The following is a 24,690-nucleotide window of genomic DNA, read 5'->3' as shown; positions in this document are numbered from 1 at the left end:
TGTTGAAATAGGAGGTATCCCTCATCCGCCCTGACGGGCACCTGATTGAAAAGATCCCCTCCCCCAATTGTGGGTGAGGGGCTGGGGTGAGGGGCACATACCCCGTTATCTGAACTGAGCCTACACCGATAAAATACGCTCGATAGATTGTTCAGCCAATATTTTAATTTGTTCTGCAGTGAACCATGGCTTTGTAAAAAGATAATTCAAACTCATCTTATTCTCCATGGTTGTTACAACAAGATGAGGTGCGGGCATAAAAATGGATGTATTAAAATTGACATTGATTAGCTTAAGATTTCCATACGCTTGAGACAAATCAATTTTGCCTGCATTGGATACGGTAATTGCAACGGGGCGATCCATTTTCTCAATGGTTTCTTTATGTATGAGCAGATTTTTAAACACCGTATTTGTTTGGATATTTTCTTGAATGCTCGCGACGACCTCTTTGGCAAGATCCCATAATGACTCCCCAGGGCTTACTTTATAATAGCCAATAAATCCGGTTGTGGTTGCTGATACCGTTTGTGGGTCAATGGGCGGCTTTACTAAACTTCTTAAATCAATTACTGAGCGGCAAGCAATCATTAATTGTTCCTTGCTGTGATCAAGGTTTCTTCGAATGGTGAGTAAATGTCCAGCGCACAATGCTCCTTGTACCGTAGCACCGTTTTGTTTGCATTTATTAATGATTAATTCGGTTTGTTCTCTAGATAATTCCAAAACAAATACGTCACATTTTAAAGTGGATTGAGACACATCGGGCGATTGAATGGGTAAGACCCTTGGATTATAAGCAGATTCCGTTTGCTGCAATTCGTTAAGAAGGTCTTGTTTATTTAAGCGCCTAATATCTGGTGGAATATAACTTTCTATTGGTGGTGCTACCTCCATTTTAGGATTCTTAGGGCTATTGATAGTGCTACCCTGAATAAGTAGGTTGCATGAGGTAAGCAGATTTTTAAGCAGTAGCACACAGGCATGGACGTCAACAATCGCATGATGAAATGTAATAATCAGTTCAAATTGACTTTGTTCCGTTATTTTTTGCGCTGTGTCGGGAAGTAACAAAACAACTTTAAATAAGGACTCTTCTCGATTTAGAGGACTATTGAGTACGTGCTCAATAATCGCTTGACGTTTCTCAGCTGAGTTGATGTGTTCAATAAGTTGAATGGGAATGTTATTGGAGGTTTTTCTTTTCACAAAATAATAATTATCTTTTTTACCTAAAATGAGGAGTCTAATACAGGATATTGAACCAATAACGCTTTAAAGGCATCGTGAATGATCTCGTGAGTTATTTTCCCCTGTAATTTACAGAAAGCAAGAAGCGGCATATCAAAGTTTACAAATAGGGTTTCACTATTTGAAAGACATCGTAAAATATTCCGTTTGATATCCATTTTTACAGAAGCTTTTGTCATAAATGCTCCAATGGGTGATGTAAATTCTATGCTGAGCTTTCGGCAAGCCTGCGTGCTTATGGCCAACCATGTTAGATAAGCTATAGCCTTGATAATTTTCAAGAGGCGATCTTTATGAATAAAGCAGTTGATAAGCTTGAATCCGTCAAAGAGGCATTCGAACACTGGCGTAAAACCAGAACCAGTCAAGGTAAAATTCCTGATTATCTATGGGACAAGTAAAAGTACTATTGGGCACCTACCCACTCTCAAAGATATGTAGCACCTTAAAAATCAGCCATGTGCAAATAAAAGAAAACATCTCTGAAGTGAGCAATGAATTTCAATTTGTAGAAGTTCATAGTCCTGCGGTATCAGCCGATTTGTCCTCTGAGTTTGATAGCCATAATGATCGTTGTTCAATTGAGCTCTGTCGCTCATCTGGAGATAAACTTACAATACATTCATTGTCTCCTGTCCATCTAAGCCACATTGTCACTGAATTTATGAGGTAGCGATGTTACAGATAACCCCGCAACATCGTTTGCTATTGGCAGTTGAACCGGTAGATTTTAGAAAAGGAATTGACGGTTTAAAGGCAATCTGCCGTCAGAAGTTATGCGATAACCCTTTCAATGGGACAGTTTTTGCTTTTAGTAATAGAGCCCGGACGTCTGTAAAATTACTGGTTTATGATGCGACTGGCTTTTGGCTTTGCCAGAAGCGCTTTAGCAAAGGTCGTCTTGCATGGTGGCCAGGTGGGACAAGTGGTTCAGAGAAGATTCGTTCAAGTGAGTTAATGATATTGCTGGCTCAGGGCAATCCAAGCTTTGCCAGATTGCCGGAAGATTGGCTCAGTGTCGCTTAGGCTGCTAACACAAATTCCAGTGACTGTTTTGAATGTTGGTAATTCCATGGAAGCCACAGGCTTGGTTCTTTAAAAATATGGTCTTTGTAAACTTGTAATGCCACCAGATAATCAAATGGGTTGGCGCCTGCAAGCTCACAAGTGTAAATGATGCTGGTCAGCACACCACCGACCATCGCACCGTATTCGGTTTTGTAGAATAACCAGGTGTTGCGTCCACGTATAGGTATTTTTAATCCTCGCTCCATATCATTATTGTGAATAGGGGCACCCGGAATGCGTAAAAACTGAGTGAACTTGTCCCAGCGCTTTAACATGTAGTTGATGGCTTTGCCCAATGCCTCATTGGGTTCTACCTGTTTGGATGTCAGGAGTTCTTCCATATATTCTTTGGCATCACTCATGGCCGATTGGCTGTGTTCTTGATGATAGAGAAGTCGTTGTTGGTCATCTTGCTCTAATCGCTTTGATGCTTCATCCACTTTGAAGGGAACTGCCAAATAGCTCATCATCGTTTGGCATATTTCCGGATAGAAGCGTTCAAGTTCTTCAAATTTACGAAAGGCATGGGACAGGCAATTGCAAACAATAGTTTCATGGTTTGCAGGGATATTGTGACTCAGTGCATCACACATCTGGATAACACTTCCCAGATTTTTGTTTCGTTTATCAAGAAGCCTTTCCATGTTTTCACCTGAATGGCGCTTGCTGTTGTAGAATAAGGCTATTTTGTAAGGGCCATTTTGAGCAAGGATGCCGGTGGTGAACATGCCGGTTCTTTTTTCTTCTGGGTTGAGTCTGTTGTGGTGGATAAGGTCAACAATGCGAAGGACTGTATCATCATTGTGAATCAACTCACCATTGGCTGCCAGTCGTTCCAGGGTTGGAAAGACTAAAAGAGCCGAAGATGCCAGTTCTTCCATGAGTTGCCATTGAGTCGATGCGGGAATAGGAAAACCAATCAAGGATTGAAAATGTTCCTGGCGGTGAAATGGCATGGCCATGTGGTATTTTTGAAGTGCGAGCATCGCTTTAAAACTTGGATGGTATTTCTCCTTACACACATGCGATGGTACATCAGCTGTAAAAATCTCGTTGCATAAACCACAGCGTAATTTTTCAAGCCAGTATTTATCTACCGATGCAAGGTTTTGTCCTTTAATATTAACGATAATACCAGGCGACCTTCGATATAACGTTCCACCACATTCAAGCGGGCATGGGGAGCCTGATGATAAATTTTCCAGCGCTACATCATGTTGATTGGCATTCGTGTAGACAGTATGGGGTAAGCGGCCATGTCCTTTTGGGGTTGGGGATTCATCAATGTGTTCGTTCAAATTATTTTTGGTGCTTTCTTCTGGTGGTGTATTACAAGACGGTTCAACATCTGGTGATGGACTTGATGTTTTTGTCTTCTTATTACACTTACCAAAAATAAGACGCTTTAAGTTTGATACCGTTATTTTATGCTCGACCAGTGCCCCTGGAATCCAGCAGGCAAGATTAATGCAGCCTATAACAAAGGGTTTTATGTCCTCAGGCAGGTTTGAAGCACCTACCAGTTCAGTAATTCTCTCAATCTCTTCTTGAGATTTTTCTGTCACCATCGGTAAATCTTTTGCTGGTGTCATTTAACAACCCTGTTTTAGAAAAAGGCGGGGAGATTAACGAATTATCCTATAAAAATCAATCACATGATTCACAAAGATTATTTGTCATGTTAACTTGATGCTTAGGAGAATTTAGGAAAAAGTCCAACCGTGCAGCACTCGCATTCTATTAATGCCAGGGCGCGTTCTATAGCGCCTGGTATTTATGAACGTCATCGCCCAGAAGATACCACTTTATATCAAGTCATATCCAAGCACTACGCTGATTTTTTGACGTATCTCTCCGATGTGGGGAAGGGTTTGCCCTCTTATGTCAAAAGAGAGTTTGAAGATTATTTAAAGTGTGGTCAGCTTAAACATGGATTTTTAAGAGTACGCTGCGATGACTGCTTTGATGAGAAGCTGGTTGCCTTTAGTTGTAAGCGCCGTGGGTTTTGTCCAAGCTGTGGCACAAAAAGGATGGTAGAAAGCGCCGCACTATTAGTTGATGGAATATTCCCTGATGCACCCATCCGTCAATGGGTATTAAGTCTACCTTACGATTTACGTTTCCTTTTAGCGAATAATCCTGAAATGATAACTGATGTATTAAAAGTGATTCATCGCGCTATTGGCAGCTATGTGATTAAAAAAGCAGGGCTTACTATCAAAACAGGAAAAACGGGTGCGGTGACTTTAATTCAACGATTTGGTAGTGCACTGAATTTAAACATTCATTTCCATATGCTTTTTTTAGATGGGGCTTATGGGTTGGATGAGAATGGAGACTTGGTTGAATTTCATGCTATAAACAAACCCACGTTTGAGGAGATGCAAATAGTATTGCATCGCATCTGTGAACGGCTAGGGCGATTGCTAGAAAAACGAGGCTTACTATGCCGAGATGCAGAGCAAAGCTATTTAACTTTTGATTACGATAATGAGGATGTTATCAATGATTTAATCGGCAGTTCCATTACATATCGTGTGGCTGTTGGCAAAAATAAAGGAAAAAAAGTTTATACGCTTCAAACGATTCCAGCGCAATTGGAAGACATGGTAGAAAATAAAGTGCTAGCTAAAGAAAGCGGATTTTCACTTCACGCAGGTGTCAGCGCAAAATCCTACCAGAAAGAGAAGATTGAACGATTATGTCGTTATATCACAAGGCCGGCGGTTTCATTAAAACGATTACGTTTATCAGAAACAGGTAAAGTGATTTATGAATTAAAGAACCCTTATAAAAATGGCACCACCCATATTGTCTTTGAACCCTTAGATTTTATAGCCAGGCTTGCTGCATTAGTCCCCAGACCCTGGATGAATCTGACTCGATTTCATGGTGTATTTGCACCCAATAGTAAATATCGAAAAGCTGTAACAGGTTATGATAAATCAAGTGTTGAAGAATCATCGGCTACAACCATAAACCCAAATCAACGCTATCGTATGTCATGGGCCGAGCGGTTAAAACGAGTATTTAATATGGATATTACAATTTGTCAGCACTGTCTGGGTAATGTTCGAATTATTGCTTGTATCAAAGACAAAAGTGTTATTGATAAAATTCTGGCTCATATAAATAAAAAGCGTGGGAATCAAGGAGAGATCCTAACGACTTTATTTATTAGGGGACCGCCGGAACTTGTTTCACTAATAACATCGAATAGAACAGGTTAATTATTTTGAATACAGTCTTGCACAGTAGGAATACGTTCATCTTGAAAATCAAAATTGGTTAAAAAATTGAAAATCAAAATTGGTTAAAAAATTGACGGCTCTATACTTTCTCAATTTCAGTTTTAATAAATTATCATGCAAATCACACCCAGAACCATTAAGTAACTGCAAAAATTGCCGACTGTTTTAGAGCCATAAATTTATATCACGTTAAAAGATCTGCTTTATTTGTCTTATCCTCAAATCATAGGCTATTTAAGGGGGTGCGTCGCATTGAAAACAACGTAGCCTTGGTGGAGCAGGGCGCAATCAAGGGTTTACCATACACGCGTGAAACTCGAGTGTATATTAAAAATTGGACTATACTCAAAACATTACCAATTAAATCAGGGATGCTATGAGCGACTTCACTATTAAAGACCATACATATCATACCAGTGGTGAAGTGAATGCAATTGGAGAAAAAGCCCCCCAATTTATCCTTACAGCCAGCGACTTAAGCCTGGGAAGGTTATCTGATTATAAAGATAAGGCTTTACTCCTTAATGTATTTCCGAGCATAGACACACCGGTTTGCTTTGGTTCTTGTGAAGTCTTTAATCAACCACATAAACAAGATGGTGAGGTTCTTTGTATTTCTAAAGATTTACCTTTTGCTTTAGCTCGTTATGAAAAAGAAAAAAAATTTGCAAATGTGCGTTTGTTATCTGATTTTAGGAATCATAATTTTGGCCACGCATATGGTTTAACCATAATCGATGGACCATTAGCCGGATTATTAGCCAGAGAAGTAATTGTTATTGATAAATATGGTTATATCGTCTATCAGGATTTTAGTAAAGATATTACTGACGCGGTCAATACCAAACGCGCCTTAGAAGCATTTAATGATGTATGTTAAAAGGAAATAGACATGTCGTTTTCCAAAAAATCATTTCAAAAAAAAGAAGAAATAGTAGGAAAAGGTAAACAAGCTATTGATAAAGCGGAGCAGGTAAAAGGAGTGATGCCTACAATTCAACAATTAGTATTTGAAGAAAATATGATAAAAGAGCGGTATGGAAATTTATCTGATGAAGATAAGTTGCTGCACGCTGGTCAAATAGCATCACAAGGGAGTGAGTTTGTATTAAAATCAGCAATGGCACTGATAGCGGTTGTCGATGTAAAAAACGCTATTATAAAACATGAAAGTGCAAACAAATTTCTTGGCGATGTCATTGGACATGAAGCTATGATGGCCGCATCATTAGCGCTTGTATCTGAAACCGGGCTGTATTTAAAAGATCTCAAAAAGCAGAGAATGCAGGAACGTAAATTCCAAGAAATCGATGATGTTATTTTCGCATTACAAGATGAGTTAACAATTGTCAAACATGCTGTTTATACAAATTTAAATAACATAGAGCTGAGTCTAAAGGATCAAAACTCTTGGTATGATGACTGTCTATCTCTTTGTGATATAAACAGGAATCCAGAGTCTATACAATCTCTTCACTATATTAAAAGAGGAGATAAACTTTTAAAAAAAGGACAAATATCTGAAGTTGAACGAGTACTTAAAAAGAAAAGTTTGCAACAGCTTATAACCGAGCAATCTATCGCCCGAATGAACACAAAAGAACGCACCTTATCATTAGCTGATGTGTATCAAGCCGAAATTGAATCACGAATTGCTAGAATTTCTAATGATGAAATAAAAAATCAAATGAAACAAATTGTCATTGCTGAACAGCAAATTGAAAACCTCAAAGTAATGAAACCTGTCATTAACAAATTAGCTGTCGGCAATAGCCTAAAAGGCATACTTCTATCCTTGGTATTCATTACGGCAGTGACAATATTAGCGTCAGGTTTCTTAGTGGCACCATTTCTACCAATTGCTGTTGGCATAGTCGGCGCGTTGATCACTGTTACCGCGACCATTTTGGCTATGACAAGAAGAAAGATGGAAAGGCTCTCTCTTAAACTAGAAAATAACATAAGTGCAAGTGAAGAGGTTGTCGAGCAAGTTTTTCTAGGTTTATTAAATGATGACTTGAACAATAACTTCAGTTTATTAGTCACGGAAATTGAAGATGCATTTGATCTGGACTCACTTTTTGTCCCTGAAGACAGCCCCATAAATACTTTAAAAGAAATTCTTGATAAAGAGTTTGTTGATCCTATTGATGACGAAGTTACGGATTCTGATCAAACATTTGGCTATTTAGAAGCGCAGCAAAAAACAAACTCGCTTTCTCAAGATAAAAAACAACATCATTCAGCAAAGGTTTGTACCTATGCTAAAAGTATGTATCAGTTGTTAAGCTCAGATAAATTTCAAAATTTAACTTCTGTTGAAAAGCTAGCTAAAATGCAGCAATTAAACCTTGAGTTATTAAAACAAGGAAAAAAATGGGATCAATTTTCCCTAAGACAACACTGGCTATTTCAAGCTGTTGATAAATTAAACACTGCTGAGCCTAAAAAATGGGGAAAGATTCTTAGCCAGGTTGAGGCTGATCGTAAAAAGCTCAATACTCAACACTATTGGGCAAGAGATAAGCCACCTATTCTAAATTTTGTATCCTCTTTCGTAAATAACATTGATGATGTTTTCTCTCATCAAGCCTATTTGAAAACCTATCAAAAATACAGCTCAGCTGAAAAAGCTGCAGCATTTGCAGAAGTAAGTACAATTTTCACCGGTGTGCTAGCCAATGGTGCAGCGATTGTATCTACAGGGGCGAATGTTATTAATTTTGTAGGTACTACTTTAGAAGCAGGAAAGAGCATAAGTGACATAGGTGGGGCGATCGGGGGCATAGTTAGTCAAACTTGTCCTTTCATTGCTTTTGCTGGTGTTTGCATGGCAACTGTTGCTGGCTTCAAAGAACTAAGGAAATTCGTAGCCAAAAATGTAGAGCTTAATAAGCTGGATCAAATAAAAAACAAACTAGAAAATCAATTTAATGACTTTTTAAATAATGCAGATATCTCTGATCCTGTTTATCAATGGTTGAAATCTATTTTAGACGATGATTTTAGCAAGAAGATTGAAATTCCTGATGAGCGTGATGCAAAAGATCACTACGCTTTTCTATTTAAGAATACTGTTAAAGCGACACGTAAAAACATTGAGGATCTTGGGGCTCAAGTCGCATCAGACTTATTAGGTGAAGAAAAAACCTACTCTGAACTGATTTATGAACAAACTTATGCTCGCTTTCATGAAAAAGCAAAACTATTGCCAACAGCGCGAGTGTATCAAATGGCAATAGAAAAAAAAATCGAAAGCGCTTTATCGGATTTACCGGACGATGATAAAGGAAATTACCGAGTTGCAATTTCTCAAGCTATTGCTTTTAAGCAGCACATGATTGCTTATGAGATGTATCAGCCCATGCTCAAGGAAACTAATAATGCTCGACTAATACAAGTGTTTGGTGCATTTACAATTGCTGCCGCATCCGCTGCCGTACTGGCAATTACCATTGCTTGCTCTTTTCCGCTAGCAATAGCGGCTGCCCCAATTTTACCTACGATTGCGATTGGTATTGTCATTGGCAGCGTGATAGCAGGTATTCTTCTTAAAATTCATAAAAAGAATATAGAGAAACAAGCCGTCAAAATTGAAACAGCACAAAAGCCATTTAAAGACAGCATAGTTGAGTTTTTTAATAAAACCAATGAGGAAGAATATAGCCTGCAGGATTTATTTAACATTGAGTTGCAAGTTCCATTTGGTTCTGACAGCAAAATAGAAAGATTAACTACTAAATTGACTCAAGTTGTAGAAAATTATCTAGATAGTAGACCTAAAGAAAATAGAAGTTCAGAAGATTTCGCTTCTTACTTAGAGCCTATTTTAACTCAGTTACATGATAAGAGGATTGATCCCCAGCAAAAATTGTATCTTATTCAGCGAGCTCATGCCGATTACAAGCAAAGCTTATCCAAAATAAAAAAAGTAGGTGGCGGCAGTTCTCTTAGTATCTTTCTTAAATCATTAGATATGGATAACTTAGACGCTGCGCTACTAAAAGTTGATGAATATCTAAAGAAAACAACCCTTGGAAAGGGCAAAGAAGTCTTTCAGAAAAATAATGTCAACAAGTTGGTAGACAACATTACCCATACTCCGGTTACCCTCCCTATGACCAAGGTCTTGCAAGAAATAATAGCTAACCCTGGATTTAGCAAACTGTGTGCAGAGGATCAACTAGAAGCATTATTCTCGAGCTATGCAAAACTTGAAGGTATCCCAACTGGCGACCCACTTACTAAAAGAGCACAGTTAAGGGAGTTTATAGAGCGGTTTAGTAAAAATAGTCAGCTGAGTAATGATGAGCCAGACCCAATCATTGAAGAATATGATGATTTTATTGAGTATGATACCCATCAAGCCTTAAGTGCTGCTACAGCATTTGGTCTTTAGCCTAAAGAGCTCAACGAGGCTTAATAATCCCGCTCCATAAGACTGGTCTTATTAGTTGGATTTTTACATTATCTATCACATCAATCTGAGCAACCCTGAACTACCCAATGCCTGCCCAAATAGACCCCAATTTTCTTTTGAAGAAATTGTCCGCTTTTATACGCAACGTGAATCCCAGTCCTAAATAGACCAATCCCCATAAATTTTAAACAAAATATGGGGCATCTATTATTAGTTGAACTCAGCTGTTGTTACGCTGTTTTGTATAAAAAACTCATGGTCTTGTATCTCTTTTATAAATTCACTTCCTTCTGTACTGATGATTTCCCACGCACGCTTTACTGCAGGTGTGATAGCTTCTTGTACCCTTGCTTTTAATTCTTCGATGCGCCCATTTTTTTCATAAGCATATTGAACCAGAGCAAAGGGGAATAAGCGGTTTGTGACTCCTTTACCCTCTAATTGGTATTTTTCTATTAAGGGGCTTGTCTGCTCTAGTTTCTGACAATGGTCTACTGTATATCGCATCATTAATAATACAGTGACTCTATAGACAAAGGCTTCAAGTGAATAAGCTGGTTTTTGGGGAGGAAGGACTACAAAATCACTAATACACATTAAAAAAGGGTGACTCATTGAACTGGCTTGTGGATTTAACTGTAACGATACAGTGGGGTGATTATTGTTAAACTCTTTCTTTACGAGTCTAAGGACAGTTTCAATTAAGGGGGCTCCTTTCTTTGGCCATACGATATCCCTTATTTCGGGGATAAATTTATCCTCTAGCTGTTTAATTAACTCGGAAGCAATGGGAGGATTACTTTGACAATCAAGGACAATACCATACTCCCAAAATAATTTGGGGAGGGGTATTTCAAAAGAAGTTGAAGTTTCTTCATTTTTAAAAAATTGTACGGAAAGCACTTATTTCTCCTTGCTGAATGACTTGGATTGGTATGAAAAATCAGAGTAGCCAGGAAGATAAGGTAATTTACGTTAAAGAAAGAAAAAATGGGTGATTTTACCCACACTGGACGCAACGTGAATCCCCTCATTTTGATTCGGATCGTCAATAGATTCATCAACTTCTAATTGATAATTCACAATTTAAGACCTGGTTCTCTAGGTGGAAAGGCGACAAAGAGGCTGTTATCAAAACGGCAGGATTTAGATATTGAGTAAGTTAGCAGCATTTAAGTAGCTTATTTTCAATTTATCTTCAGCAGCCAATGGCACAGAATCCAACCATTGGCTTGCTTTTAGGTTATCTTCGTAAGGGTAGTCAACTGAAAACATGATTCTATCTGTGCTCACTGTAGAAATTGCATGCATCAAAGATGGAGTATCAAAAAAACCACTTGTTGTTAGGAATATATTAGTATTGAGATACTCTGTAATTGTTTTTTTACATTCTAATTTTTCATGCCAACCTTCTTCTTTTAGCCGATGATCAAGTCGCCAAGCCCAAAATGCAAGCATTTCCCCCATGTGTCCAATGATAATTTTAAGATTTGGATACCTATCAAAAAGTCCTGATAGCATTATGCGCAAAACATGTTCGGCAGTTTCAATATGAAATCCCCATGTTGAGCCATGTAATGCTTGATAGGGTGAATAGGTAGCTACTCTTTCTTCAGGAATCCCTCTCTTTATTTGTGTTTGAAAATTGAAACTTTGTGAGTTTTTATTAATTTAGAATACTGGTTCAATAAATTATTGTCCATTTAAACATCATGCTAGGAGTAAATTGAACTGAGGATTATGTTTACGAGCGGAGCTTTGGGAACGCCAAGATGTTTTATAAAATAAAGTTCATTTTCAGTAATTATATAGACTAGTTCCACATTAAGGAAATTCTACATCTTTATCCATCTAGTTTAACTCGCACTATCCTTTTTTATACAAATATTTCAATATAGATAATTTTAAGTTTAAAAAAACCGGTTTTAATAAACTGATTAATAATTTGTAAAAGTTGAACTTCTGTGTCTTGTATTGATTTAGAAGTGGTACATTAAAATTAAATTGAAATACCAAATTTATAAAATACTCTTTGAGCATTTAAGTTAGATGTTTTTCCAATCATTTTTATAGCCTCTTTAATTTTAGAGCTTATAATTTTATGGTTTGAGTTTGGTGAATTATCATTAAAAAGATTTAGCATCCTCTTAATTGACTTTCGAAGCTCTTCTCCTTTTAAACTGTAAAATAATTGGTAATATTCATCAGAAGAAGCTTCTAATAAAACATTTTCATGTATAGGATTCCATCCTCGTTCATTTACTATGTGATTAATTGTTTTCTGTAATGTAGGTGTTGGCTTTATTTTTTCGTTTAATAATTTTAAGGCTCCTACAAAATAGGGATCACTAATTTTATCAAATGAATAAGAATCATTATCGAAAACAATATTTTCCTTTTCCAGAAAAGAAATATGCTTGTCCACGAGATCATTGGCTAATTGCTCTTTTTTTAGAGATCTTAATAAGGTAACTATAGCATGAACGTCTGTTGTAGATATTATGTCTATATAATCTTGAAATCCTTTATAAAGGGCAGTAATAACTTCTTCTTCGTTATCATCAAAGCTATTATGGAATAAATCCCAAATTGTAAACAAATTATCTTTAAGATTTCTTTTTTTAACTTCATTATTTAATTTAAGGGATTCCGCAATTAGTTCCTCTTGATTAAAAAAACCGGATTTTATGCCTTTGCCAATTACCATATCTAAATTTGATAACCAATAAAATTGATTATTTCTTAAAAATTGGTATTGATTAACTTCATTGCTCTCTTTTGATTGTGCAAGATATTGCATTGGGTGTTCCATGGACATAAAAAAGTCAAGAGTGGGAATGTAAGATGCTGCTATATACTGGCATACTGACAATACACATTCTATGCTCATATTCAATTAAAAAACTAAGCATTGTTTTTTATTCTGTTCTAATTATAGTTCTTTTGTTTGGCTGATATTCTATGGAGGATTGTGATTAAGCTACAAGACGTAGCCTGGTTGCTTGCAACCAGGATTTGCGACTATTAGATCCCGGCTGCAAGCAGCCAGGCTACGTATTTATTAGGACAGTAATTTAGATGCGGTTGCCGGAGCTTTTTGGCAGTGCCACAAATAATGAGCCAGAATGATTTATCCCATTTGCTTCTATACCCGCTTGATTCCCCTCACCCTTATAGACATCAACGTGGGCTCCTACAATGGCGCCGCCTGCGTCTTGGGCCACACACCACGAAGTAGATTTTTTGCAACTGTAGATAAAACTCATTCCTACAGGAATTACCCGGTGATCTGTTGCGCATGATGCATGTGGTGTTAGCGAAATATTTTCTGAACCATAAGGACCACCATCTTCTTTAGCAAAAAATACATAGCTTTGATCGCGATTACGTAAGTCGGCGGCTTTATTACGATTAAGAGGGTTATCTAGATATTGACGGATTAGCTTTTCTGATGCGCCGCTTAGTTTCACTTCTTTAGACAGGTTACAGCGTAATTTTGCTTCATTATGACATTTAGGATCTTTAGCACAACGTTCCATTGTATCTAAGTTACCACCACAGGTTGGGTCTTGTGCGCATTGGACTATTCGACCAAGCATGGTGCGGGGTCTACCGTTAGCGCCATCGTAATTGATATGAAATTCTTTGCCATCAAGAATTAATGAACCAGAGCCTTGAAGCATTAAAAAAGCGGGATCATTTGGGTCTTTAACATAGCCAATGATATATTTTGGATTTAAAGCCCCCTGATTAATTTCAGCTCGGTCTGGAACCATAGAGTATGTACCATTAGCATTTTTCAGACAAAATCCGCGTGCTATTTTGGTCACCGGATCAATGCCGCACAAAGGTGCTTTCAAATTAAGTCGTTTACTTTCCGCAGCTGCATTGACAACACCTGGGTTACTATAGAGAGGATATAAAAATGCGCCGCCACGCTTGGTACGTGCTTCAACAGCGGCTGGTGCGTAATAGGCAGTAAATTGAAACTCGCCCTTTTTAAATCCTGCATGATTTTCAGGCCAGCCATCGCTTTTATACCAATCAAATTCGCTTTTGATGCTTGATAAATATTTTTGAAAATCGCCATGGGCGGCTTTGGCAAGAGCAAGCATTTTTTGGTTGGTATTTAAGCACCACTCTTGACGCTTGAGCTTACGACCAGCAATAGTTACTGTTTGAAACTCACCACGATTTTTATTGCAGTTTTCAATCTGATTATTTAGTGCCTTAATCACTTCATCCATACTGCCAGCAGGGGTATCTAATGGTAGCTCTGATGCTGAAATTTTATGAAATCTAAAGCGCAACACGCCCGGCTCTTTAGCTGCCATTTTCTGTTTTGAGGTAAAGTCTACAAGCCTTCTAACATCTAAACAGCGCTGAATTGGATCAGCTGGCAGGGCTGCTTGAGTGATGATACTAAAAGTCATTAGTGCAATTATTAATGCTGATTGAAACATTGGTAATCCTTTGACTTAGCTATGGTTGAGCATTTGCCTAACCATTGATTTGAATTTTGTAACAGAGATTATATAGGCTATTTGTTCTGTCATCAAAGGGGATGCGTGTACGAACTCATTTAATGGAGGCTATACTTGTTTATGAAATACAGAATTGAAAAATTAATAGTAAGGTTATGAAGAAATTTCACTTAACAAAAGACAAAACGCCAACTCATACAAATTTAGCTCGTTTTTTAAAAGATGAGGGGTGGAAATCAAGTATGTTTTCTGCGTTGGCGTCAGTCAATGAAGAATGGCTCCAGTTTTCACCGCTGATTTGCGAAACATTAGAGTATAAACATTTACTGGCAGCCTTTTTACAAGCAAATCATCTCGAATATTTGATGCCAGAAACCTTTTATATCGATGATGAGGTTTGGCCTCAAGTTTTAGCCCATATCAGCAACTCACAGTTGGCCAATATGCCTTGGATATTAAAACCATCTATGTTAAATAATGGACAGAATATTCATATATTTCATGACTTAAATGCCATTGAAGCACATTTTCTTTCCCATAAGCGCATGGGAGGTTCCCAAGTTTTGCAACGTTATATTGTTAAGCCACAACTTATTCAGGGGCCTGAGTTGGGTCATAAATTTTCTATTCGAGTATTGTTGGTGCTCTCTACTCATGCAGGTACAGCACTTTTCCCCAGTGGCTATTTGAATATTGCCTTAAAACCATATCAAGAAGATAACTTTAGCCAACTGGAAGCACATCTTACTAATGAACATCTAAGTGATGAACGACTTAATGTAGTTCAACGCTTAAGTGATGAAATAGCAATTTTCCAACCCTATAAGATGCGTATTATTTCTATCTGCCAAAGTGTAGTAAAGACTTTGAAAAGTCAATTCGCCACGATTTGGCAAGATAGCCAGCCACGCATTGCATGTTTTGGCTTTGATTTTATGGTAGAAGCAGAGGGTAATAAGCTTTGGTTACTGGAAGCAAATCATGGGCCTTGTTTTCCTGTTGAAGATTCACATCCTTTATTTAATGTTTTGTATCGTCCTTTTTGGCAGCAATTAATCAAACACTTTATTCATGGGGAAGCATCAGAGTTTATTGCTTTGGATTAAGGAAATCTTACTTTTTAACGTACTCTAATTTTCAATGAGGTAAATTGCAGTATTTAAGTTATATCTCCACTTTTATACCCAAGCGTTTTAATCATCAATTAATCATATATTGTAATCTAAATTTCTCTTACTCAAACAAAGCTCAGGATTCTTCAGGGAACATATCCGATCTAATTGTTTGTTTTTCGAGAAAATAAAATATAAAAGCACCATTTTGTATTTTATATGATAAAATTTTCCTATTTTATTCACTGATCACCTTTTTTTTTGAGGTATTTTCTTGAGGAAGTAACTATGCGTTTTTTGCAGTTTGCTCTCTATATTATGTTAGTAAGTGTATTGATTGTGACCAAAGTTAATGCAACCGAAGTACATATTCTACAAGCCAATTTATTTTCTTGGTCTACTATGGATAAGAAAAAGAATCCGCCGCCAATTGTGCGCATGACCGCCTATATTAACGAACATAATTTTGATTTTATTGCGACTCAAGAAAATGATTACTCCTTGATGGACAGTGTTTATAAGCTCAATCAAAAATATAAAATAGCTGGAACAAGAGAAGATGCGTCTATTTTTTATGACAGCTCTCGCTGGGCTATGGTAGAGAACAGCCAAAAAATGATACCAATGACTGCTGATGGGGGCGGCAAACGAGTTGCGGTATTTTCTCAATTTAAGAATTTAAAAAGTGGGGATATTATCGCGCTTGGAACTACCCATCTTTGCATTGCATGGGGTGGACATGCTGATTGTGTCGGAGGGCAAGTTGCTGCTCATAACAATGATGTACGCACAATGAGTGAGTTTCTCGAAGAGTACTCTGCACGCGCAAACATTCCAACGTTTGTTACTGGTGATTTTAATAATATTCAAGATAACTTAAATCAAGCTCAAATCATGGAGTCGACTTTTGTTAATTATGGTTTGGCCGCTGTGAAGTCTAATGGAACGTTCATAGGACCAACTTTTGGAAATGCGGTAATTGATTTTGTTTATTATCGCCATGCAACATTAAAAAATGCATTACTTTATACACAAGCCCAGGGGAATCCTTCTGATCACGCAGCAATTGATACGGTATTTCAAATTGACGTTGTCAAATAACACGAAAATTTGCGATTTGACGTCTATTTTTTAATCAAGTTGCTTGCGTGGAAAGAGGATTTTCAGCGCTATCAGAATGGAAATTCGATCAAAATCCCCTCACCACTTGGGGAAGAGGTCTAGGGCGAGGGGGATGTTCCATTTTTATACTTAAAAGCCTAATGTTCCGGCTAATGCTTTCCCTGAATGCTCTTGATATCAAGTAGTTAATGGGATAAATTGGTTTAGTTCTTTTTATATTCTAGGTTAAGAGACAGTGGCTAAGAATAGTTTTCAAGATAAAATTATTGCTTTTCTGCTGTTTTTTACAGTAGTTGTGACCCTTGCCTTAAGTTTAGTTCCTCCATTTGCGCAGGCTTTGAGCTATCATGATTTTGCTGATCAACGCACCCTATTTTACATGAGTAATTTTTCTGATGTGATGTCCAATCTAGCTTTTATTTTTGTGGGTTATTTAGGCCTCAAAGCCATTTACTGGCTTTCTAAAACGCCAGGCGAACTCACAGCAGAAGCAAAGTGGGCTTATTTACTTGGGTTTGTTGGCACCATCTTAACTGGATTAGGTTCGGCTTATTACCATTTACATCCAAATAACGCCACGTTGTTTTGGGATCGAATTCCGATGGGAATTCTTTTAATGTCATTTTTCGCTGCAATTTTTATAGAACAAGTCCATCGCTCAATTGGCTTTTACTTATTAGTACCATTTATTGTGATAGCAGCACTTTGTACCTTACAGTGGGAGCTTAGCGAGCGCTGGGGACACGGAGATATGCGTTTGTATCTTTGGTCACAGGGTTATCCTTTGATCATGATCTTATTCATTTTATTATTTTTCCCCTCACCATATAGGCGCAATTATTCCCTTACAATTTGTTTCATTTTATTTGGTTTAGCCAAACTCATGGAAGGCTTAGATAAAATAATTTATCACGCAACCGATCAAATAATAAGCGGCCATACTTTGAAGCATCTGCTGGCTGCTGCAGCTGTTTATGCCCTTGTGTATTATATAAAGTCTCGCCAATTAAAGACGTTTACCCCCACGCCTAATTGCTAACAAGATAATTCTATGGTTGAACGTTGGTTCTTCAAGTTTTGATCTATACTTTTTAAACTCTCACATACACTCATATGTTTTATTATAAAACTTACGCGTGATCATTATCTTGATGATCACGCGTACCAGTTACTGACATCATGATTGACGTCTTGCTACTTTAAAATGTACGGGCACAGCGCACACTATGCGAGGTTGATTTGCTATTGATTCCCTGAGCTCCATTAGCAAAATCCAGAAACCATGCATTGTTCGTAGGATTGGCGCTGGACTCGGTAGAACTCCAATACTGGCCAGATATTCCGGAAGTAAATCCTAAACTAAACAAGTTAAAAATACTTGAGGTATTAGCAGGACAACCTGCGCTTCCAGAAGTTCCCAGTTCACAAATGGAAGGTAAATACCAAGTACCCTGAGGCAATAGTTCAAAAAAACAATTGCCCGCGGCAATAGCCATGGGGTCAAAACTGGTTATTTCCGATGTATTGCAAAATCCATCAGTAGCCCCATTACACGCGTCAGGAGGGTTTGTAGAGGTTTCAGTAATTCCAGGTACGTTGGTATTGCCAATACTCCAAGAGATGGGTGGGAAATCAGTATCTGATATGACGTGGGCAGTACCATTTACTACAGAAAATACTAAATAATTACTGATAGAAAAAGCTAAGGCAATTGACGGGGGAGACACCACATTATCGCCAGTAACAGAGATGCCTCCCTGAGGTGCGAACGAAGTAGGGGTTGTTGAGGCAATGGTTATAACGCATGAGCCGTTTCCTGGAATAGTAGGACATGTGGTACTGGTGACCCCAGCTGCTATCCAGGAGGCAGGTAAATTAACCCTGACATTAGTCGCTGGGATACTGGTAGTGTTAGCCACAGTAATGTCAGTACCAACCGAATCATTCGTGGGAATAATTGCGTTAGTTGGTGCACTGATGGTCGTTTGACTGATGCATTGTACAGCGTTCATATCAAAGAAGGCAGAGGTTGTATTCGTTCCTTTGACCATGACATTGGCAATGGAAAAAGCAACTGAGGTGTTGGTAAAGAACGAAATGGTGCAACTTTGACCGGGTAACAAAGAGGCCGGACAGTTATTGTTTTGCACGACATAAAGAGAAAAAAAGCCACTTGTCGAAGACGCTTGAATATTATTTGCAGAAATTCTGGAGTTATTTGTAATGATAACAGCGCCTGGATTTGGGATACATTGCGGTTGACTCACTTGAACCACGCAATTTTGCAATGGCTTGGAGCAACTGACTCCATTTTTACCGGTACTAATGGTTAAGCGTGCTTTTTCTCCTGTTTTTGAGGATTCAGCTGCCCACAGCGATTGAACAGGAATAATAAAAAAAAGAAAAAAGTATAATGGTAGTTGCTTGACGCGGCACATAAAATTCATCCCTTTAATTAAACTGAGCGCATAGTTATGCAACCATATTACAGACCTTATCTTTTTTGCAAGAGTTTATTGAGATCTATCAGAAGTTTTCTAAGCTAGCTCAAGCTGCTCCTAGAAATAAATATTTTGATAGAAATTTGGACGCATCAAAAATCGAGTTTGCTATGCGATATTATTTTTATCAAACAGCAATTCTAAATCGTAAATTAATTACTGGAACCCATTAGAGAGGTTGCCTGATGAGTTCGATTTTTTGTAGGAAGAACTTTGTAGTATCAAAATTTTGTCTACATTTTAAATAATTAATACCTTTGTCCCAGGATGGGTTTTTACCCACTTGGCTACATACTCGATATGATTATTTTTACCCACAGCAATGCATCCCCGCGTTGAGTAGGGTAAGTTGCTTAACCAACTCAACCAACCAGATCCAGATGATTGCGTTGGCCCATGGATCCCTACATCTCTACCTGTATATCCTGCAGCAGCTTGCTTTGTAGTCGGATAGAGAATTGGAATAAAGACTTTAAATTGATTGGATTTTCTTGGATGAGCTAACCCATATAAACCAATTGGCGTTTTATTATCCCCCGCCTTTTTTTTGCCGACGCCTTTGTAACCGAGCGCTACTTTAAAAGTCTTAACTACAGTGCCCTGTTTGCAGATATTTAAAATGTGCTTTGTAGTGTGTACATTGATTCCATTGGATAAAGGGCACGTCGCAGTACCTGCAAACAAAGCAATAGGAAAAAAAATAGAGATCATTAAGAGAACTGCTTTTATTTTCATATAAGTAGACAAATATTATCGAAGTTGGTTGATAATTATTCCATAGTATTATCTTTATGCATAGGGGGAGCTGGTTAATTCGTTCACCAACAGTCAGAGCAAGGAAGCCTAATTGGAGTTAACTCTTTGATTTTAAATAATACTATTGAACAATCTCATTTTATATTTATCAATACTTCAGTTCTCATCTAATAAATCAATCCTTTATTTATAGCAATTAGCCGCTATCTGTTCTCCTTTTGTAGGGGGCCGTCCCGAACCGTCCCCGATGATGGAGCAATCAACAAAAATAATTTACACCATTTAAATTTAAGTAAAGAGCAGAATAAGATCTTTCAACAGGAGTCAATACAGACTTTAGTTGTGCAAAGAGTTTTATAGGCTGTGATAATTTAATGCAGTTGGTTTTCATTAGGGATATTAAGCTGAAATGGAAAGAAATTTCTTCCTAGGACTCAAATTAAAATTAATTAGAAAGAGAGCACCATGGCTCTCTGCTATTTACAATCACTCGCTTTAATTACAACATCTGTGATGGTCGCGCCATGATTGTCATTGACGTGATAGACATAAGTTATTCCTGCATCGAGAGCGGCCCTAATTTCTTTTTTATTACACGCACCATTGATCATAAATTTTTTCCACTCGTCAGAAAACAGGTTGCTTTTTATCTCTGATTTATCATGGGGAGATGTAATGGTGTAAGTCAGGGTGTTATTGTTCTTATCAAACGTCATTTTTGTCAAAATGGTTTCTTTGTTTATGTGTTTGGGTAGTTGGGTATTTAATAGATTTGTTTCCAACTGCAATTTATAGGGGAGATCATTACGATGGTTAAAAACAATGATATTGGAAATAATCATTTTTATCAGAAGAGCTAGTCCTAAAATAACGCTGATTTTGGCTAAGATAGGCCAGACTTTATTTTTAGTGTAGTGATTACTACTCTTCCAAATGGCGAAGAAAATAAAAGGATAATAGTAATAAGGAAAGAATATAACTACATACACTATCCATTTTATATACGGTGTCGTTGAGATTTTTAGTAGGTTATCCATGATTATTCCTACTAAGATGAAATATAATATTGCGGGAAGGACGCCAAATACCCAATAGGTCATAGATAAACTAACTTTTCCTTTTAGCAGTTTCATGTCGTTTTTCTTATTTGAGTACAAGCTATTGTAAATAATAGTACCGATTATTTTTTACTTCAAGAAACCATCGGTATGGGGACGGTCCGGTCCCTCAAGCTCATTTGGCATCAATGTGATGAATTTGTATCCTGCTTTAATTGCCATACAGACAATTGCGCTATAGAGTATTGAAACTTGCGTTCACTTTCGCGAATGACAAAAGGGATGTCGTTTGTTGCAATTAAGTGGAGTCGAGGTTCAAGTATAGATTTTAAGCCCTCTAAGGTTTTTTGCGACTCTCCATTCACTTTAATTCCACCTAGCCAGTTGTTTTTATCTGTGTACTCTTCTTGCCAAGTATAAGTCGATGTTAAGGCCAAAATACCTTGGGGATTTAGACGTTCACTTATAGTTTTTAAGAACAAGGCGGGGTTGTAAAGCTTGTCTATTAAATTAGCACAAAATATTAAATTATAATCTTTAAAAATAGGCTTTAGATTACCAGCATCTCCTTGAATAAAATTAATTTTATCAATTAAATCATGATAATCCAGGTCAAATAATTTAAATTCTTTATAATCGACTAAATCACCTTCAGAAGTTATGGTATATCGAATAATACCTTCTTCTTTTAAACGCAATGCTTGTTGGATAAAACGAGTTGAAAAATCAATTGCATCAACATGTTCGAAGTATTTAGCCAATTCAAAACTAAAACGACCCACCGAACAACTTAAATCTAATGCCTTGTAAGAGGGAATTTTAACAAAAAATTCTTTACATTGGTTAATACAAGCCACGGGAAAATTAGGAACGCCAAGGTATTCATTTCCATAATGGAATTCCAATTGTTGGGATATTAATGGGTCAGCCTCATAAGCATTTATTTTTTCTATTGGTAGTAAAGGGGACTCGCTTTGTATATAACGAAAACCCGCATGTTGAAAAAAATGGCGCCTAAATGCGTATCGTGCTTTTTTTGTGGCGAGATTACCTGTTGAAATCCAAGAACCACCTTTTATTAAATTATGTTGTCCATCAAAAGTTGGGGTGGAAAAATCATCATAAAGTTTATGAACTTTAAAGCCAGGAAAAGCATCTATTGCGGTTTCTGTCCATTGCCATACATTACCGATAACATCATAAAAACATTTATTTTTAAATTTATCTACTGGGCATGATGACGCATAGTATTCTAAATTGAGATTTCCAGGAGCCTCTTGCCAATCAATAACATCATCAGCAATTTGGCTTCGTAGAAAAGTCCATTCTGCTTCTGTGGGTAAGCGGATGTATTTATTTTCTGTAAACGATTTCCAATTACAAAAAGCTTTTGCCTCATGATAATTGACTTCAACGGGCCAATTAAGAGGTAGCGGTATTTCCTCAAGCATATTTCTTTGCCAAAATTGACTGTTTTTAAATTGCCAAAATCGAGGCATTTTTGCATTAGTATAATTGAGCCATTTTTTACCCTCAGATGTCCACCACTCTGAGTTTTCATAGCCTCCAGCCTCAATAAATGATAAAAACTCTTGGTTAGATACTAAAAATTTTGAGGCATAAAAATCATTGACCAAAATGTTTTTACTACCGAACTCATTGTCCCAACCAAAAATTTTATGTTCATCGCCACGTCCTAATGTCAGACTTGCGCCAGTCACCGCGATTAATTCATTGAAGGGAGCTTCAGCAACTTCACTACAGGCTCGCCATTTTTTTGATTTGCGCAGGTAGCTTAATGGAACCATTCTTAAAATCACCGAAGATGTTTCAAGGTGAATCCGTTCATGCTCAATACCCATTAAAATGACCCAAGCTAGAGAGTCTTGATTTATAGTTGTATTAAGCGGTATTGTGTCAATTAACTGTTCAATTAATATTTTTACTTGCTTACGGTAATCAGCAACTTCCTTAACTTTAGGCCAATTGTAGTGAGTTGCATTCAAATCATCCCAAGACATTTCATCTACACCAATGGCAAACATTGATTCGAAATGCTCATTAATTCTTTTGTCGATATAGTGGCCAAGAATCAATTTATTGATAAAAAAAGTTGCTGTATGGCCATAATAAAATATCAAAGGGTGTCTTAATGGTTCGGCGCGCAAATAATAAGCTTCATCGTTTGCAATACAAGCAAATAAGCTTTCATAAATTTCAAAACTGTTTCTAAAATACTCTTTCAGCCCATCCAGTTTTTTAGGGGTCAATAGATCATCTAGTAAAGGAGTTTTGGTACTTTTCATTTTGCTCGCTTCCATTCGCAATTACCTATTTATCATAAATAAGATTAGCATATTCCACGCCAGATTATTTTAATCTTGATCTCGATCCGTCCTGTTTCTATAGGCGTTTGATAAATAAATTAATTTAATCTATTCTTAAATTCATCTTACCCTTATTAAATGGCAATAAATAATGGAGGCTTGCGAACTATCCATTGGGTTAGAATTAGAAGCCAATGTGATTGATATCGACACAGGTAAGGCTATTCTCAATTTTAATAATGGAGAATTTCAAAAACTTTCTTCGTATTTGTTTTCTCAGGGATATCCTGCTCTTCAAACTGAGTTTGATGCCGCTACAATAGAACTATCTACTTTACCTTGTCACGATTTGGATTTGGCATTTAAAAATCTTTCGGAAAATTTGAGTTCTACCAATAATTTTTTATATCAACAAGGACGTTTGTTGCTTTTATTAGGCTTACATCCAGGAAGAGGTCGTGATGAATTAATTATGACTGATAGCCCATATTGTCGGGCTTCTTTACCCTTAATGGCCGAGCAGGGTGGACCGTTGTTTTATTGCAGTTTTCAAATAAATCTTGGAGTGGATGTCCGTGATATAGACTATTTGATTCCATTATGTCATTGGTTGCAGGTTTACATGTGGCCTTGTTCGGTAATTACACAATCCTCACCTATTTTTGCAAGTAGGAACACCAATTATAAATCATTTAGAGTCCGTCTTAATGACGCTATTAGTGGGAGTCGTACTGGTCCTTTATCTTTAGATCTTTATGATTTAAGTGAATTTAAATACTATTGTCACAATTTACCTGATGAGGCAAATGCCTTACGAAAATATAATGTATGGTACGATATCTTCCCAAAATTGATTGACGAGAAAAATCCATCAGCAGGGTATCGTATTGAAATAAGACTTGCTGATACAACCGAGCTTGCAAAATTATACGCATTTACCCAGGCAATGGTCCTAACCTTTATGAGTGTTTTACATAAACTCAAAGCAAAGGAACCTTTAGTATTACCAAAACATCGTTGGTTTATGCTTAATCGTGATAGCCTATTAAAAAAGGGGAGGGAGGCCAGAATAACTTATAATGGAGAAGAGTTTTATTCTGTACCTGATTATCTTAACACCATTTGGCGGCCGCTCGTTACAAACTATGCCAAGCATTTTAACATCGATATGAATCATCTGATCACCCAGCTTACTGGAGATTCACGCTCTAATGAAATGTTGAAACAATTTGAAACTATGACAACAGATCACATCGCGCTTAATTATGCTTATTATGATTATGGGGACGGTCCGGGACGGCCCCCTGCAGAAAATGTTCAACTATTTCTGTAATGATTAA

At 37.3% G+C, this 24,690-nt stretch carries 19 protein-coding genes; 8 read left to right on the top strand and 11 right to left on the bottom strand.

Going from position 1 to position 24,690, the window contains the following annotated elements; genetic code table 11:
* Window positions 1-120: 120 nt before the first annotated feature.
* Window positions 121-1,209, bottom strand: a complete 1,089-nt coding sequence (locus tag Lste_RS11285) for a phthiocerol/phthiodiolone dimycocerosyl transferase family protein (protein WP_058511028.1) — start codon at window positions 1,207-1,209, stop codon at window positions 121-123.
* A 23-nt stretch (window positions 1,210-1,232) separates the two neighbouring features.
* Window positions 1,233-1,430 (bottom strand): hypothetical protein, encoded by a 198-nt coding sequence (locus Lste_RS11280; RefSeq protein WP_058511027.1) that lies wholly within the window; start codon window positions 1,428-1,430, stop codon window positions 1,233-1,235.
* 496 nt (window positions 1,431-1,926) lie between these two features.
* Here Lste_RS11280 and tnpB point away from each other — a divergent pair, with 496 nt between their 5' ends.
* Window positions 1,927-2,277, top strand: a complete 351-nt coding sequence (gene tnpB, locus Lste_RS11270; RefSeq protein WP_058511025.1) for an IS66 family insertion sequence element accessory protein TnpB — start codon at window positions 1,927-1,929, stop codon at window positions 2,275-2,277.
* Here the strand turns inward: tnpB and Lste_RS18875 are convergent.
* Entirely contained in the window at window positions 2,274-3,911 is a 1,638-nt protein-coding gene (locus Lste_RS18875) for an IS66 family transposase (protein ID WP_058511024.1), read from the bottom strand. The two genes, tnpB and Lste_RS18875, sit on opposite strands and share 4 nt — an antisense overlap.
* A gap of 129 nt (window positions 3,912-4,040) precedes the next feature.
* Between Lste_RS18875 and Lste_RS11260 the strand changes: the two genes are divergently transcribed.
* The 3 genes from Lste_RS11260 to Lste_RS11250 all read left to right on the top strand — a co-directional run bounded on the left by Lste_RS11260 (window position 4,041) and on the right by Lste_RS11250 (window position 9,969).
* A complete protein-coding gene (locus Lste_RS11260; protein ID WP_237760472.1) occupies window positions 4,041-5,549 on the top strand; it encodes a transposase in 1,509 nt (502 codons plus the stop codon).
* Between the two features lie 397 nt (window positions 5,550-5,946).
* Complete coding sequence (gene tpx / locus Lste_RS11255) at window positions 5,947-6,450, top strand: thiol peroxidase (protein ID WP_058511023.1); 504 nt, start codon at window positions 5,947-5,949, stop codon at window positions 6,448-6,450.
* Between the two features lie 12 nt (window positions 6,451-6,462).
* Window positions 6,463-9,969: an AAA family ATPase gene (locus Lste_RS11250; protein ID WP_058511022.1), complete on the top strand. Its 3,507-nt coding sequence runs from the start codon at window positions 6,463-6,465 to the stop codon at window positions 9,967-9,969.
* A 231-nt stretch (window positions 9,970-10,200) separates the two neighbouring features.
* Here Lste_RS11250 and Lste_RS11245 read toward each other — a convergent pair whose 3' ends face one another.
* The 4 genes from Lste_RS11245 to Lste_RS11230 all read right to left on the bottom strand — a co-directional run bounded on the left by Lste_RS11245 (window position 10,201) and on the right by Lste_RS11230 (window position 14,453).
* Window positions 10,201-10,893 carry a hypothetical protein gene (locus tag Lste_RS11245; protein ID WP_058511021.1) on the bottom strand — a complete coding sequence of 231 codons (693 nt, stop codon included), beginning with the start codon at window positions 10,891-10,893 and terminating at the stop codon, window positions 10,201-10,203.
* A gap of 243 nt (window positions 10,894-11,136) precedes the next feature.
* The gene (locus Lste_RS11240) at window positions 11,137-11,610 is read right to left on the bottom strand and encodes an amidohydrolase family protein (RefSeq protein ID WP_420324190.1); all 474 of its coding nucleotides are present in this window, start codon (window positions 11,608-11,610) and stop codon (window positions 11,137-11,139) included.
* Window positions 11,611-11,989: 379 nt separating this feature from the next.
* Complete coding sequence (locus Lste_RS11235; RefSeq protein ID WP_058511020.1) at window positions 11,990-12,790, bottom strand: hypothetical protein; 801 nt, start codon at window positions 12,788-12,790, stop codon at window positions 11,990-11,992.
* 274 nt (window positions 12,791-13,064) lie between these two features.
* Window positions 13,065-14,453, bottom strand: a complete 1,389-nt coding sequence (locus Lste_RS11230; RefSeq protein ID WP_058511019.1) for an MltA domain-containing protein — start codon at window positions 14,451-14,453, stop codon at window positions 13,065-13,067.
* A 176-nt stretch (window positions 14,454-14,629) separates the two neighbouring features.
* On the opposite strand from Lste_RS11230, the gene Lste_RS11225 reads away from it, so the two are divergent.
* From Lste_RS11225 to Lste_RS11215, 3 genes are all read left to right on the top strand, one after another.
* Window positions 14,630-15,580: an ATP-grasp domain-containing protein gene (locus Lste_RS11225; RefSeq protein WP_058511018.1), complete on the top strand. Its 951-nt coding sequence runs from the start codon at window positions 14,630-14,632 to the stop codon at window positions 15,578-15,580.
* 294 nt (window positions 15,581-15,874) lie between these two features.
* Window positions 15,875-16,687 carry an endonuclease/exonuclease/phosphatase family protein gene (locus Lste_RS11220; protein WP_058511017.1) on the top strand — a complete coding sequence of 271 codons (813 nt, stop codon included), beginning with the start codon at window positions 15,875-15,877 and terminating at the stop codon, window positions 16,685-16,687.
* Between the two features lie 256 nt (window positions 16,688-16,943).
* Entirely contained in the window at window positions 16,944-17,747 is an 804-nt protein-coding gene (locus Lste_RS11215; RefSeq protein WP_058511016.1) for a ceramidase domain-containing protein, read from the top strand.
* 160 nt (window positions 17,748-17,907) lie between these two features.
* Here the strand turns inward: Lste_RS11215 and Lste_RS11210 are convergent, their stop codons facing one another.
* The 4 genes from Lste_RS11210 to ovoA form a co-directional block, all read right to left on the bottom strand.
* Window positions 17,908-19,146: an Lcl C-terminal domain-containing protein gene (locus tag Lste_RS11210; protein WP_058511015.1), complete on the bottom strand. Its 1,239-nt coding sequence runs from the start codon at window positions 19,144-19,146 to the stop codon at window positions 17,908-17,910.
* Window positions 19,147-19,449: 303 nt separating this feature from the next.
* Window positions 19,450-19,944, bottom strand: coding sequence for a L,D-transpeptidase family protein (locus Lste_RS11205; RefSeq protein WP_058511014.1), 495 nt, complete (start codon window positions 19,942-19,944; stop codon window positions 19,450-19,452).
* Window positions 19,945-20,441: 497 nt separating this feature from the next.
* Window positions 20,442-21,002: a type II secretion system pilot lipoprotein GspS-beta gene (gspS2, locus tag Lste_RS11200; RefSeq protein WP_193393404.1), complete on the bottom strand. Its 561-nt coding sequence runs from the start codon at window positions 21,000-21,002 to the stop codon at window positions 20,442-20,444.
* A gap of 206 nt (window positions 21,003-21,208) precedes the next feature.
* The gene (gene ovoA / locus Lste_RS11195) at window positions 21,209-23,329 is read right to left on the bottom strand and encodes a 5-histidylcysteine sulfoxide synthase (protein WP_237760469.1); all 2,121 of its coding nucleotides are present in this window, start codon (window positions 23,327-23,329) and stop codon (window positions 21,209-21,211) included.
* Between the two features lie 172 nt (window positions 23,330-23,501).
* On the opposite strand from ovoA, the gene Lste_RS11190 reads away from it, so the two are divergent.
* The gene (locus tag Lste_RS11190) at window positions 23,502-24,683 is read left to right on the top strand and encodes a glutamate-cysteine ligase family protein (RefSeq protein WP_058511011.1); all 1,182 of its coding nucleotides are present in this window, start codon (window positions 23,502-23,504) and stop codon (window positions 24,681-24,683) included.
* The last annotated feature ends 7 nt before the right edge of the window (window positions 24,684-24,690 follow it).

It is taken from the genome of Legionella steelei (assembly GCF_001468005.1).
In the GTDB taxonomy this organism is placed as follows: Bacteria; Pseudomonadota; Gammaproteobacteria; order Legionellales; family Legionellaceae; genus Legionella; species Legionella steelei.
Note: the sequence above shows the minus strand (reverse complement) of the source record. Positions and strands in the feature narration are given on the sequence as shown.

What these genes read in the sequence shown, in the direction of transcription:
- Lste_RS11280 (WP_058511027.1), bottom strand. Translation starts at nt 1,430, where the DNA reads ATGACAAAAGCTTCTGTAAAAATGGATATCAAACGGAATATTTTACGA.
- tnpB (WP_058511025.1), top strand. Translation starts at nt 1,927, where the DNA reads ATGTTACAGATAACCCCGCAACATCGTTTGCTATTGGCAGTTGAACCG.
- Lste_RS18875 (WP_058511024.1), bottom strand. Translation starts at nt 3,911, where the DNA reads ATGACACCAGCAAAAGATTTACCGATGGTGACAGAAAAATCTCAAGAA.
- tpx (WP_058511023.1), top strand. Translation starts at nt 5,947, where the DNA reads ATGAGCGACTTCACTATTAAAGACCATACATATCATACCAGTGGTGAA.
- Lste_RS11250 (WP_058511022.1), top strand. Translation starts at nt 6,463, where the DNA reads ATGTCGTTTTCCAAAAAATCATTTCAAAAAAAAGAAGAAATAGTAGGA.
- Lste_RS11235 (WP_058511020.1), bottom strand. Translation starts at nt 12,790, where the DNA reads ATGCAATATCTTGCACAATCAAAAGAGAGCAATGAAGTTAATCAATAC.
- Lste_RS11230 (WP_058511019.1), bottom strand. Translation starts at nt 14,453, where the DNA reads ATGTTTCAATCAGCATTAATAATTGCACTAATGACTTTTAGTATCATC.
- Lste_RS11225 (WP_058511018.1), top strand. Translation starts at nt 14,630, where the DNA reads ATGAAGAAATTTCACTTAACAAAAGACAAAACGCCAACTCATACAAAT.
- Lste_RS11220 (WP_058511017.1), top strand. Translation starts at nt 15,875, where the DNA reads ATGCGTTTTTTGCAGTTTGCTCTCTATATTATGTTAGTAAGTGTATTG.
- Lste_RS11210 (WP_058511015.1), bottom strand. Translation starts at nt 19,146, where the DNA reads ATGTGCCGCGTCAAGCAACTACCATTATACTTTTTTCTTTTTTTTATT.
- Lste_RS11205 (WP_058511014.1), bottom strand. Translation starts at nt 19,944, where the DNA reads ATGAAAATAAAAGCAGTTCTCTTAATGATCTCTATTTTTTTTCCTATT.
- gspS2 (WP_193393404.1), bottom strand. Translation starts at nt 21,002, where the DNA reads ATGGATAACCTACTAAAAATCTCAACGACACCGTATATAAAATGGATA.
- ovoA (WP_237760469.1), bottom strand. Translation starts at nt 23,329, where the DNA reads ATGAAAAGTACCAAAACTCCTTTACTAGATGATCTATTGACCCCTAAA.
- Lste_RS11190 (WP_058511011.1), top strand. Translation starts at nt 23,502, where the DNA reads ATGGAGGCTTGCGAACTATCCATTGGGTTAGAATTAGAAGCCAATGTG.